11 protein-coding genes are annotated in these 13211 nt (G+C 61.9%); 10 read left to right on the forward strand and 1 reads right to left on the reverse strand.

What is annotated here, in order from left to right:
* Positions 1-10 precede the first annotated feature (10 nt).
* The 9 genes from PH552_RS18555 (at position 11) to PH552_RS18595 (ending at position 11478) form a co-directional block, all read left to right on the forward strand.
* Positions 11-562, forward strand: a complete 552-nt coding sequence (locus tag PH552_RS18555) for a hypothetical protein (protein ID WP_285166215.1) — start codon at positions 11-13, stop codon at positions 560-562.
* A gap of 135 nt (positions 563-697) precedes the next feature.
* The gene (locus tag PH552_RS18560) at positions 698-3625 is read left to right on the forward strand and encodes an aminotransferase (protein ID WP_285166217.1); all 2928 of its coding nucleotides are present in this window, start codon (positions 698-700) and stop codon (positions 3623-3625) included.
* Positions 3626-4135: 510 nt separating this feature from the next.
* Entirely contained in the window at positions 4136-4330 is a 195-nt protein-coding gene (locus PH552_RS18565; protein WP_015338438.1) for a hypothetical protein, read from the forward strand.
* A gap of 212 nt (positions 4331-4542) precedes the next feature.
* On the forward strand, positions 4543-5541 hold the full coding sequence (locus tag PH552_RS18570; protein WP_113250968.1) for a P1 family peptidase: 999 nt from the start codon (positions 4543-4545) through the stop codon (positions 5539-5541).
* A 14-nt stretch (positions 5542-5555) separates the two neighbouring features.
* A complete protein-coding gene (locus PH552_RS18575; RefSeq protein ID WP_112341891.1) occupies positions 5556-6473 on the forward strand; it encodes a LysR family transcriptional regulator in 918 nt (305 codons plus the stop codon).
* Positions 6474-6629: 156 nt separating this feature from the next.
* Complete coding sequence (locus PH552_RS18580; RefSeq protein WP_113250967.1) at positions 6630-8159, forward strand: ABC transporter substrate-binding protein; 1530 nt, start codon at positions 6630-6632, stop codon at positions 8157-8159.
* A gap of 87 nt (positions 8160-8246) precedes the next feature.
* A complete protein-coding gene (locus tag PH552_RS18585; RefSeq protein ID WP_113250966.1) occupies positions 8247-9200 on the forward strand; it encodes an ABC transporter permease in 954 nt (317 codons plus the stop codon).
* Complete coding sequence (locus PH552_RS18590; protein ID WP_113250957.1) at positions 9197-10063, forward strand: ABC transporter permease; 867 nt, start codon at positions 9197-9199, stop codon at positions 10061-10063. The genes PH552_RS18585 and PH552_RS18590 overlap by 4 nt, the downstream gene beginning before the upstream one ends.
* A 23-nt stretch (positions 10064-10086) precedes the next feature.
* Positions 10087-11478, forward strand: coding sequence for an amidase (locus tag PH552_RS18595; protein ID WP_113250956.1), 1392 nt, complete (start codon positions 10087-10089; stop codon positions 11476-11478).
* Between the two features lie 136 nt (positions 11479-11614).
* Here the strand turns inward: PH552_RS18595 and PH552_RS18600 are convergent, their stop codons facing one another.
* Positions 11615-12094, reverse strand: coding sequence for an Lrp/AsnC family transcriptional regulator (locus PH552_RS18600; protein ID WP_113250955.1), 480 nt, complete (start codon positions 12092-12094; stop codon positions 11615-11617).
* 151 nt (positions 12095-12245) lie between these two features.
* On the opposite strand from PH552_RS18600, the gene PH552_RS18605 reads away from it, so the two are divergent.
* The gene (locus PH552_RS18605) at positions 12246-13184 is read left to right on the forward strand and encodes a DMT family transporter (RefSeq protein ID WP_246698659.1); all 939 of its coding nucleotides are present in this window, start codon (positions 12246-12248) and stop codon (positions 13182-13184) included.
* Positions 13185-13211: the final 27 nt, after the last annotated feature.

The following is a 13211-nucleotide window of genomic DNA, read 5'->3' on the forward strand; positions in this document are numbered from 1 at the left end:
AGGAGGGGATATGTCATTGTATCGCAATGGAACGCTGCTGCTGGCGGCGTTCCTCCTGTGGGCTCCGGCATCTCGTGGCGTGACCGAAGCGCAGGACCCCTCCAAGATCGATTTCGCCAAGCTGATCGAATGCACGACCTATGACGTGCCGAGCTACAACGAATTCGCCATGTGGCTGACCGGGCCGGAAAGCGCCAAGGCCATGAAGCTGTTCGGTATCAGCGAACTGTCGTCAGACAATCCCTTTCTGCGGGAATTCCAGCTTTCAGCACCCTTGACGGTTTTCGGACGGCAGACGAACAGAGTTGCCTTCGCCTCTACCGGGCCGCTCGCCGTGCTCGACGAAGCCGACCCGCATTCCCTGGCGAAACAGCTTGGCGTAACGGCTGCGGTCGACCGGCCAAACAAGTTCCTCGGTGAAAAGGAAATCCTGTCGCGCAAGGACCAGCAGGAAAATTCCGACACCGTACTTCACACCCGTATCTCATTGAATGTCTCGACCGATGAGGCTCATCCGGGCAAGACGCTCGCCGGTTGCAGCTATTCCATCGAGGTCGAGTAGGCGATCATGCCTCGCCGGCTGCATGCGGCGGCCTATCTTTCCGCTCATTGCGCGACCACCCTATCTGTTTTGGGTAATTTTCTTTAGGATGGAATGGTTTAGTGTCGATGCAAATGAACCTTCCGGGGGGATGCCATGGCCGACGCCGCGCTTGTGAATCGTATGCAACTGCCAAGACCGGACGTGACGCCGGAGGAAGCAGCGGAGATACTGTATGCGCATTACGGCTTGAGCGGGGCACTGACGGAGCTCGGCAGCCAGCAGGATCGCAACTACCGCATCGATGCCGGCGAGAATGCCTATGTGCTGAAGATTTGCCGGGCCGAATATGAGCTGGTCGAGCTCGAGGCGCAGAATGCCGCTATCCGCCACCTGCATGCCAAACCGGATTCTCCGCGCGTGCCCGAGATCGTGCCGGCGCTGAACGGCCGCGACATCCTGACCATCACCTTGCGGGAGCAGGATTACCTCGTTCGGCTGCTCGGCTTTCTCCCCGGCCAGACGCTGACACGGCGCAAGCATCTGCCGCCGGCTTCAGCCGCCGGGCTCGGCGCGCTGTCGGCCCGGCTTGCCCGCAATCTCGCCGATTTCGATCATCCCGGCCTTCACCGAAGCCTGCAGTGGGATCTGCGCCGCGCGGGACCCGTGGCGGTTCAGCTCCTGTCGGCCATTACGGACCATGAAGCGCGCGACCGCATCGCCAAGGCGATGGTGGCCGCCGTCAAACGCATCCAGCCACTTGCAGGCGATCTACGCATCCAGCCCGTGCATCATGACGTCACCGACGACAATGTCGTCAGCCATCCCGACGCACGTGGGCAGCTGGTGCCCGATGGCGTCATCGATTTCGGCGATATCATTCAGGGTTGGCTGGTGGGCGACCTTGCCGTTACCTGTGCATCGCTGCTGCATCATGCGGAAGGCAATCCCTTCCGTATCCTTCCCGCCATCAAGGCCTATCATGCCATCTATCCGCTGGAAGAGGTCGAGGCCAAGGCGCTGTGGCCGTTGATCGTCGCGCGCGCCGTCATTCTGACCGCCAGTACCGAACAGCAGCTCGCGATCGACCCGGACAATGACTATGTGCGCGGCAATCTCGATTTCGAGCGCGAGATCTTCGATGTGGCGACCGGCGCGCAACCGGATGTGATGGAGGCCGCAATCCTGCGGGCAATCGGCTTCGACATCGCTCCGATCGCCATGGAAAGCTGGTCGCCGCTGCTGCCCGATATCGATTCCTCGCAGATCGCCGCAATCGATCTTTCCGTCACCGGCCCGGATTTCGCCGACGGCAACTGGCAAAAGCCCGACATGGATTGGCGGCTGCTCGCCCAGACGGCGATGACATCAGGCGCGGCGGCAACCCGCTACGGCGAATTCCGCCTGTCCCTCGCCGCTCCGCTCAACATGGCGCCGCCGCAGAATTTCGCCCTGCATTGCGATATCTGCCTGCCGGCCGGCGCCACGGTTGCGGCTCCCTTCTCCGGCCTTCTGCAACGGCAGGGGCAGCACCTCGTGCTCGCCGGCGAAGAGATAAGCCTTCATCTGGACGGCGTCGAGAGCGCTCTCGAGGATGGAGCTGCCATCGAACAGGGCGCGACAGTCGGCACGATCGGCACCGAGGGTTCGGCGATCGGAGGATTGCGCGTGCAGCTTTGCCGCGTGGCCAATCTTATGCCGCCGCTCTTTGCGGCCGCGGATCAGGTAGACGGCTGGTCGGCTATCTGCCCCTCGCCCGTCGCTCTTCTCAACGCCGCCTGCGAAGCGCCGAGACCAGATGCATCCACGCTGCTGTCATTGCGCAATGCGCGCTTCGCCAAGCCGCAGAAGCACTATTACGAGCTGCCGCCGCAGATCGAGCGCGGCTGGCGCGAATTCCTGTTCGACACGCAGGGACGCTGCTACCTCGACATGGTCAACAATGTGACGACACTCGGCCATGCTCATCCTCGGTTGACGGCGGCGATCGCGCAGCAGTGGTCGCGGCTCAATACCAACTCCCGTTTCCATTATGCCGCCGTCGCGGAATTTTCCGAGCGGCTGGCGACACTGGCGCCTGAGGGACTGGAGAGCATCTTCCTCGTCAATAGCGGCTCGGAAGCAAACGATCTCGCGATCCGCCTTGCCTGGGCGCACACGGGCAGGAGGAACATGCTCTGCCTGCTGGAGGCCTATCACGGCTGGACTGTCGCCAGCGACGCCGTATCCACCTCGATTGCCGATAATCCACAGGCGCTGACGACGCGACCGGACTGGGTGCATCCCGTCCTGTCGCCCAATACCTATCGCGGACCATTCCGCGGCCCCGATTCTGCTGGAGGTTACCTCGACGACGTCGAAGCGAAACTGAAAGCCATCGACGACAAGGGCGATGGCCTCGCCGGCTTCATTGCGGAACCGGTCTATGGCAATGCCGGCGGTATCGCATTGCCGCATGGCTATCTTGCTGGCGTCTACGATGCCGTCCGGCAGCGCGGTGGCCTTTGCATCGCCGATGAAGTGCAGGTTGGCTACGGGCGGCTCGGCGAGCACTTCTGGGGCTTCGAAACGCAAGGCGTCGTGCCCGATATCATCACCATCGCCAAGGGCATGGGCAACGGCCACCCACTCGGCGCCGTCATCACCCGTCGCGAGATTGCCGATTCGCTGGAAAAGGAAGGCTATTTCTTCTCCTCCGCCGGCGGCAGTCCGGTCAGTTGCGTCGTCGGCCTGACCGTTCTCGATGTCCTCAAGGACGAGAAGCTGCAGGAAAATGCCCGCGTCGTCGGCGACCGGCTGAAGGCAGGGCTGATCGCTTTGATGGATCGCTTCCCGCTGATCGGCGCCGTCCATGGCACGGGACTTTATCTCGGCGTGGAATTCGTCCGCGACCGGGAGACGCTTGCGCCGGCTACGGAAGAGACGACTGCAATCTGCGAACGCCTGCTCGACCTTGGGATCATCATGCAGCCGACCGGCGATCACCTGAATGTGTTGAAGATCAAACCGCCGCTCTGCCTCGCGCCGGAAAGCGCCGATTTCTTCGTGAAAGCCCTGGAGACGGCGCTCGAAGACGGTTTTTGATGGGCTCTCGAGCGCCGTTAACCATTGAGGTGTTTTAGCGGCGCGCGCATATTAATGCCGCGGGGGCATTGTCGAATCTCGCGCCAGTTCCTATCTGTCTGTCGGTGATCGGCGAGCCGTGCCGCACGGGTAGCAATGCGAAGGCATTTAACACAACCTTCTCCGCAACCCGCCAGGCTCGGAATTTTATTTTCCCGATCGTCGATATTTTGACATCTTTCGGAATATGTTTCTGAAGATGAAATCGCTATTATCTACTAATATACTAGATAATAGTTCACCGCACCGTGGCGCTCCGTTGTCGGAGCTCCAGCAAGTACAACGCCAACTGAGGAAGTGACATGCTGAATACCAAAGTCATCGCTTCGATCCTTCGGCGGTCCGTGCTTGGCAATGACCGCTCGGGCGCACTCTCCCGCCCGCGCTGTCGAATGTGACGTTCGTCCTCCCTACCGGAATCAAACAGTCAATTCGCCATATCTGCGCCGTAAGCGCAGTGGGAGTCTATTTATGAAGAAGCAAGTTATCGAATACGCCGGCGTTCCCGTCGGTATCGTCGTTCCCGACCAGGATCGGCTCAAGTTCATCGCTGTCAAATACCATGTCCATGATCTGGACGAGCAGCATTTCAGAAACGCGGACGAAGTGAAGCTTGCGATCCGCGATCTCCTCTCCCGCCAACAGGCCAAGCCGATCCATGTTTGATGGATCGGCTCGCTTTCAATTTTTCTCATCCCCATCACCCGCCCTCGCCCTTCGACAAGTTCAGGGTGAGGGCTAATCTTTTTCACCGCGGTTGATGAACGAATGCCGTCTCGGCTTTCGAACCAACCTTAACCGCCTATCTTGTCTTTTCCCTCTCTTTACGATCCTATCGCCATGACGACCTCGCGCGTTGAATGGCGAAGGATTTTTCATTGGCCGATCATCTCAATCTTCTGACCGATGTCGAAGGCGTCGCCGTCGGTCACGCCACCGATCTTGTGCTCGGTTCCGGTGTCACCGCCATCATCTTCGATGAGCCGGCGGTCGCATCCTCCACCGTCCTCGGCGGCGCGCCGGGCGGGCGGGACACGGCATTGCTGGATCCCGCGATGACGGTGGGCGCCGTGGATGGGCTCGTGCTTTCGGGTGGCTCGGCTTTCGGGCTCGATGCTGCCGGTGGCGTGCAGGCGGGCTTGAGGGAAATCGGCCGCGGCCTGAAGGTCGGCGATGCGCTGGTGCCTATCGTGCCGCAGGCAATCCTGTTCGATCTCATCAACGGCGGCAACAAGGATTGGGGGCTGCACTCGCCCTATCGCGATCTCGGCTATGCTGCCTTCAAGGCCGCGAGCAAGGGCTCCTTCGCGCTCGGTACCGTCGGCGCGGGAACGGGCGCCACGACGGCAACGGTCAAGGGCGGGCTCGGCTCGGCAAGCGCCGTCAGCAGCAGGGGATACACGGTCGCCGCCATCGTCGCCGTCAATGCACTCGGTTCCGCCACCATCGGCGACGGCCCACATTTCTGGGCGGCTTCCTTTGAGGAAAATGGCGAATTTGGCGGCCTTGGGATGCCGCAAGCGGTCGATTCGCGCCTGCGTTTAAAGGGCACCAACATTACCGCCACGACCATCGGTGCCGTCATCACCGACGCCCAGCTGACCAAGGCGGAGGCGCATCGCCTCTCCATCTGCGCTCACGACGGCTTTGCACGTGCGCTCTTGCCGACGCATCTGCCGCTCGACGGCGATACCGTATTTGCCGCTTCCACCGGCAGGCATGCGCGCGACGATATGCCTGGTTTCATGGAGCTCTGCCACCTCGCCACGATTGTCATGACGCGCGCCATCGCCCGCGGCGTCTATGAGGCGACGGCGCTGCCGGTCGAAGGTGGGCAAGCGGCGTGGCGGGATCGTTTCGCCAAGTCCGCCGTTTAACCGGAGATCCGCGCATGCAGATCCGCGCGCTGATCTATTTCGACGAGCTGGTGCGCACCAACTCGATGCGCCAGGCAGCCGAAAACCTGAACGTGGCGCCGACGGCCATCAGCCGCCAGATCGAGAACCTCGAATATCATTTCGGCACGCAGCTGGTCGAGCGCAGTGCCCGCGGCATCAAATTGACGGCTGCCGGCGAATTGCTGGCGGAACGCGCCGGCCGGACGCTGCGCGAGCTCGACCATGTTCACCAGTTGATCGAAGACCTGAAAGGCCTGCAGCGCGGAACCGTCAGCATCTATGCCAACGGCGCGTCCGTCGCCAACATCCTTGCTCCGGCGCTGGCCGAGTTCAGCCTGCGCTATCCGCGGCTGCGATTCGACGTGACCATCACAAGTGCTCGCGGCGCCATCGAAGCCGTCAACAATGCCGAGGCCGATATTGCGGTGACGCTGTTTGCCCCGCCGCTTTCCGGCACAAAGGTGCGCCTGCGTTCCGAACTGACCTATGAGGTGATCGCCGCTTCCTCCCATCCGCTTGCTGCCGCCAGCGAGATCACACTAGACGAAATCGCGTCACACGCGCTTGCCGTCCCCGATCGCTCCTTCGGCGCAAGGCAGGCCTTCGACGCGCTGTTCGAACGTGAGGGGCTGAGGCTCGATCCCGTTTTTGAGACAGGCTCGCTGGAAATGCAGAAGGAGCTGGTGCTGCGCGGCGCGGCGATTACCATGCTGCCGGCACTCACCGTTCAAAGAGAGATCGAGGCGGGGCAGCTCGTCGCACGGCCCGTTGCGGGTGGCAAAGGGGTGCGGACGCCGGTCGATCTCTGTGTCGCGCCCGATCGCCAGCTCTCGTTTGCGGCCGGCAAATTGCTCGATTTCATCGAACGCTTCATGCGCCAGCAACTTTCCGCCAAGGGGAGGCAGGATTGAACCCAACACTGTAGAAGATAAATCGGTGTAGCGGTTTCGGCTACACCGAGCACACATTTTCGGAATTGTGTGTGCGCCTATGAGATGACACTATCCTGAAAAAGACCGCAGGCCGGAGGGAAGCCGGACATGCGGGCAAAAAGCAAGGGAACCGACATGACCAAGTTTTCACGCCCGAGCCTGGGCGTCGTCGCGCGCCGGCTTGCCTTTGGCGCGGCACTTTCTACCGGCCTGCTGATGATGGGCCTGACACAGGCCGAGGCTGCGAAGACGACACTCAATCTCGGCATGAGCGTCGAGCCGACAGGGCTCGATCCGACGATCGCCGCGCCTGTCGCGATCGGTCAGGTCACCTGGCAGAATATCTTCGAAGGGCTGGTTGCCATCGACCAAAACGGCAAGATTGTGCCGCAGCTCGCCAAGAGCTGGGAGATTTCGCCCGATGGCCTCACCTATACGTTCAAGCTGCAGACCGGCGTGAAATTCCATGACGGCCAGGTCTTCGATTCGACCGCGGCCAAGTTCACGCTCGATCGCGCCCGCGGCGCCCAATCCGTCAATCCGCAGAAGCGCTTCTTTGCAACTATCGCCTCGATCGACACGCCGGATGCGGAAACGCTGGTGCTGCATCTGTCCTCGCCGACCGGCAGCCTGCTCTATTGGCTCGGCTGGCCGAGCTCCGTCATGGTCGGGCCGAAATCCACGGCCAACGACAAGACATCACCTGTCGGCACCGGTCCGTTCAAATTCTCCTCCTGGACGAAGGGCGACCATGTCGACCTCGTCAAGAACCCGGACTACTGGAACAAGTCTGTCGACGTGAAGCTTGAGAAGGCAACCTTCCGCTTCATCGCCGACCCGCAGGCGGAGGCCGCCGCACTCAAGGCCGGCGATGTCGATGCCTTTCCGGAATTCGCCGCGCCGGAGCTTATGAGTTCCTTCGAGGGCGATGCCAGGCTGACGACCAAGATCGGCAATACCGAGCTGAAGGTCGTGGCCGGCATGAACAACACGCGCAAGCCGTTCGACGACAAGCGCGTGCGCCAGGCACTGATGATGGCGCTCGACCGCAAGACGATCATCGAAGGCGCATGGTCCGGCTTAGGCACCGCGATCGGCAGCCACTACACGCCGAACGATCCCGGCTACAAGGACCTGACCGGCACGCTGCCCTACGATACCGCCAAAGCCAAGGCGCTGCTTGCAGAAGCCGGCTACCCAAACGGCTTTACCTTCACGATCAAGACGCCGCAAATGGCCTATGCGCCGCGCAGCGCGCAGGTGATGCAGGCCATGTTTGCCGATATCGGCGTGACGATGAATATCGAGCCGACGGAATTCCCGGCCAAATGGGTGCAGGACGTCTTCAGCGGCCGCAACTACGACATGACCATCGTCGCGCATGCCGAGCCGCTCGATATCGATATCTATTCGCGCGATCCCTATTACTTCAACTACAAGAATCCCGTCTTCAACGAGCTGATGAAGAAGCTTCAGCTCACCACCGATCCCGCCGAGCAGAACAAGCTCTATGGCGAGGCGCAGAGCATTCTTGCCGAGGATGTGCCGGCGCTCTTCCTGTTCGTCATGCCGAAGCTCGGCGTCTGGGACAAGAAGCTGAAGGGTCTCTGGGAGAACGAACCGATCCCGTCCAACGTGCTGACCAACGTTTCCTGGGAAGATTGAGCTCTTTTGCCTGCAGGCGCGGATGGGCGGATTGCTTCGCCCGCCGCAAATCATTTCGATGCCGGCTTGATCGGCCACGGACATGCTATGATCTTATTGCTCACCCGCCGGATTTTCGGACTGATCCTGACGCTGATCGCGATCTCGCTGCTGGTCTTTGCCGTCATGGCGCTGCTGCCGGGCGACCCCGCCGCCATCACGCTCGGCACCTCCGCCACACCGGAAACGCTTGCGGCGCTTCGGCATGAGATGGGCCTCGACCAGCCGCTGATCATCCGCTACGGGCAGTGGCTTGCCGGTGCGCTGACGGGCGATCTCGGCAGATCCTATACATATGGCGTACCGGTTGCCGGCCTGATTGCCGAGCGGCTTGCCATCACCCTACCGCTCGCCGCCCTTGCCATCCTGCTCTCCGTCCTCGTCGCCATGCCGCTTGGCGTCGCGGCTGCCGCCAAACGCGGCGGCGTCTTCGATATCGTCGCAACGCTGTTTTCGCAGATCGGCATTGCCGTGCCAGGCTTCTGGATCGGCCTGCTGCTGGTGCTTTTGTTTGCCACTTCGCTCGGCTGGATGCCGGCCGGCGGCTTTCCCGGCTGGAGTAGCGGCGCGTGGCCAGCCCTGAAATCGCTCGTGCTGCCCGCCATCGCCTTGGCCCTGCCGCAAGCGGCGGTGCTGACAAGGGTCGCGCGCTCGGCCGTGCTCGACACGCTGCATGAGGATTTTGCCCGCACCGCGACCGCCAAAGGCCTATCGCGCAGCCGCGTGCTCTGGGGGCATGTGGTGCCGAATGCGCTGGTGCCGGTGCTGACCATTCTCGGACTGCAATTCACCTTTCTGGTTGCCGGCGCCGTGCTGATCGAAAATGTCTTCACCCTGCCCGGCCTCGGCCGCCTCGCCTATCAGGCGCTCAGCCAGCGCGATATCATCGTGCTGCAGGATGTCGTGCTGTTCTTTGCCGGGCTCGTCATCGTCGTGAATTTCCTGGTGGATCTTTCCTATCTTGCCATCGATCCCCGACTGCGGGCGGGAGGTGCGCGGTGACAACGGTCCAGGCCAGACCGGCCTCTCAGCTCTCCCGCCGCCGTTTTCGGGCACTGCGGCGGACTAATCTCATGGTTGGCGCGCCAATCATCCTCGCGCTTGTCTGCATCGCCATCGTCTCGCTGTTCTGGACGCCGGTGCCGCCGGCGAAGATGCAGATCACCCACAAGCTGCAGCCACCCTTCGGCTTCGGCCTTCTCGGCACCGATCAGCTCGGCCACGATGTCCTGTCGATGCTGATGGCCGGCTGCTGGAATTCGCTATCCATCTCCGTATCGGCCGTCGCGATCGGCGGGACGATCGGAACGATCATCGGTGTTTCGGCGGCCGCGCAACGCGGCCTGTTCGAGGCGCTGATCATGCGCGCCTGCGACGTGATCTTTGCCCTGCCACCGATCCTTTCGGCCATGATCCTCGGTGCATTCCTTGGGACGGGTCGCTCCACGGCCATTATCGCCATCGCGGTCTTCATGGTGCCTGTCTTTGCCCGCGTCGCGCTCGGTTCGGCCCTGCAGGCCTGGAGCCGGGACTATGTGCTGGCGGCGCGCGCCATCGGCAATACGCAGCTTGCCATCACGCTGCGTCACGTCCTGCCGAACATCATGGGCAGCATCATCGTTCAGGCGACGATCCAGCTCGGCCTTGCGATCCTGACCGAGGCCGGGCTTGCCTTCCTGGGCTTGAGCGTGCCGCCACCGGCGCCGACCTGGGGCCGCATGCTGGCCGACGCACAGACCTATTTCCACGTCGCGCCCTGGCTGGCCCTACTGCCGGGCCTTGCCATCGCGCTCACCGTCCTCGGCTTCAACCTGCTCGGCGACGGGCTGCGCGATCTCCTCGACCCCCGCGAGGCGACGCGCTGATTGAGACATGAAGAGTATAGATCATGACCGAACCGACCGATCTTTCCATCCAAGACCTCCGGCGCAAATTTGCCGACAAGAGCCTGTCCCCCAGCGAATACTGGCTGGCGCTTGAAGAACATATCGAGGCGTGGGAGCCGACAATCGCTGCTCTCTATGCCTATGATCCTGACGATGCACGCAGGCAGGCGGCCGCCTCCACGGAGCGCTGGGCAAAGGGCGCGCCGCTTGGGACGCTGGACGGCATTCCGGTGACGCTGAAAGAACTGATCGCCACCAAGGGCCAGCCCGTGCCGCTCGGCACGGCTGCCGTCGAACTTGTTCCCGCAGCCGAGGATGCGCCGATCGCCGCCCGGCTGCGCGAGGACGGCGCAGTGATCTTCGCAAAGACCACCTGTCCCGATTACGGCATGCTTTCCTCCGGCCTCTCCAGCTTTCACAAACTCAGCCGCAATCCGTGGAATCCCAGCCAAAATCCGGGCGGCTCCAGCGCCGGCGCGGCCGCTGCCGCAGCAGCCGGCTATGGGCCGCTGCATATCGGCACCGACATCGGTGGCTCGGTGCGGCTTCCCGCGGGTTGGACAGGCATTTTCGGCTTCAAGCCGAGCCATGGCCGCATTCCCGTCGATCCCTATTATGTCGGGCGATGCGCCGGGCCGATGACCCGCACGGTCGAGGATGCCGCCTTCTCGATGGCGACGCTGTCGCGTCCGGATTGGCGCGACGGCACCAGCCTGCCGCCGAACGAGATCGATTGGATGGATCTCGGCGTCGACGTCAGCGGAATGAAGATCGGCCTGATGCTGGATGCTGGATGCGGCCTGGCCGTAGAGGACGAGGTACGCGACGCGGTCCTTGCCGCCGCCAGACGCTTCGAGGAAGCGGGCGCGATCATCATCGACGTTGCACCGGTGCTGACCCGTCAGATGCTCGACGGACTCGATGTTTTCTGGCGGGCGCGTTTCTGGGGCGACATCATGGGGTTGAGCGAGGAACGCCGCAACTCGATCCTGCCCTATATCCATAGCTGGGCGAAGGGCGGCGCCGATGTCAGCGGCGTCGATGCCGTTCGCGGCTTCAACCAGACGATCGAGATGCGCAAGAGCTGCGGCAGGCTCTTCACCGAAGTCGACGCCGTGCTTTCGCCGACCAATCCGATCGTCTCCTATCCAGCCGAATGGGCCTCGCCCACCAACGATCCCGCGCTGCCCTTCGAACACATCGCCTTCACGGTTCCATGGAACATGTCGGAGCAGCCGGCCTCGTCGATCAATTGCGGCTTCTCCCGCTCCGGCATGCCCATCGGCCTGCAGATCGTCGGTCCGCGTTTCGCCGACATGCTGGTGCTTCGTCTCTCCAAAGCCTTCGAGGATTGGAGCGGCGGCGTGACGAACTGGCCGAAGCGACCGGGATGAGCAAGTGCCATGCGGACAGCCGGCTAGAGCCGGATGATTTTAGGTCGAGTCGACCTCAAATCTGAAGCCGCCATAGAATCAAAGAATTAGAGCGTGATGTCGTCCGAAAACCGCCTACACTTTTCGGTATCACGCTTTAATCTCGCCTCAATGGCAGGGAAAGGCCGATCTTCACCCGATCCATGGCAACGAGCGATTTGAATTTCGTGACATTCGGATTGTCGTAGAACAGACGCCGCGTCAGCGCCTCATAGGCGGACATGCTGGCCACGACGACGACAAGCACGAAATCCGCTTCACCGGTGACCTGGTAGCATTGCTGAACTTCCGGCGCCTCCAGGAAGCTGCGCTTTATCGCATTGATGAGGTCGTAACGCTCGTTTGCGATATGGACCTCGACGATGATGGTGATCGGCAAGCCCATCGCTGCCGGATCGATGACGGCGATATTCGCCTGAATGACGCCGCTCTCCTGCAAGCGCTTGATGCGCCGCTGCACGGCGGGCGCGGAGAGATTGACCAATTCACCGATCTTGCGTTGCGGAACGGTGCTGTCCTTCTGAAGAAGGTCGAGAATTGCCAGGTCGAATTCATCGAGATCGGCGGATTTGCGCATTTCAAAACATCCTTACCGCGAAGAGGAAACAAAATTGCATGGAAACCGTCAAAATGGAGCCAAATACTCTTTCCGCCTGTACTAGCTTTGCGCCACACATCACCTGACTTGCAAAGGCACGAGAATGTCACAACCGGACACTGAATACGATATGCGCGCAGCAGACCTTGGCGAGCGGACGAATGCAAACCGCCCGGCTGCCGGCAAGGCAGGGTCCGACGGCTCGAAAGAGTTCCTTTTCGGGGTCGTGGCGATGCTCCTTGCGGCATTGGCCATGAGCATCTCCCCAAGCCTCGTGCGTCTCGCCGATGTCGGGCCTTTCGCCAGCGCGTTCTGGCGCGTCTTCCTGGCTCTGCCTATCCTGTGGATCTGGATGCGATATGCGGAGGCTTCGGAGGTTAGAGCACCTCGTGCCAGCTTTACGCTGCCGACCATTCTCGCCGGTATCGCCTTTACGGGTGACCTGTTCTTTTGGCACCTCGCCATCATGCGGACGACGATCGCCAATGCCACGTTCTTTGCGACCATGGCGCCGCTCTGGGTCGTTATCTTCGGCTGGCTTCTCCTGCGGCAGAGGGTCGATCGCACCACGCTGATCGGGCTTCTCGTCTGCCTTGCCGGTGGCACGGCGCTGGTGGCGCAAAGCCTTGCATTCAATCCGAGCCGCGCTGTCGGAGACGCGCTCGCCATCATCACCGGCGCCTTCTTCGGTCTCTATTTCCTGGCAGTCGGTGCGGCGCGACCAAGGACGAATGCGGCGCGCGTCACCTTCGAACTCAGCGTCATAACCTCGGCGATCCTGTTCCTCGTCGCCTTCTTCTTCGAGCCGCGGATAGTGCCGCAGTCGATTTCGGGATGGTGCGTGCTTCTGGCGCTCGGCCTCATCAGCCATGCCGGCGGGCAAGGCCTGCTTTCGGTAGCGCTCGGGCGGCTGCCAACCGTTTTCTCCTCACTCGTCATTTTCCTGGAATCGATCGCAGCCGCGCTTTTCGCCTGGTTTCTGTTCGGCGAAAACGTCACGCTGATACAGGCCCTCGGCGGCATCGTCATTGTCGCCGGGATCTGGATCGCGCGCCCGCATACGCCATAAGAGGCCGGCGGCGCTGCGGCTATAGGG

Source organism: Rhizobium aureum (genome assembly GCF_030182495.1).
Taxonomy (GTDB): domain Bacteria; phylum Pseudomonadota; class Alphaproteobacteria; order Rhizobiales; family Rhizobiaceae; genus Rhizobium; species Rhizobium tropici_C.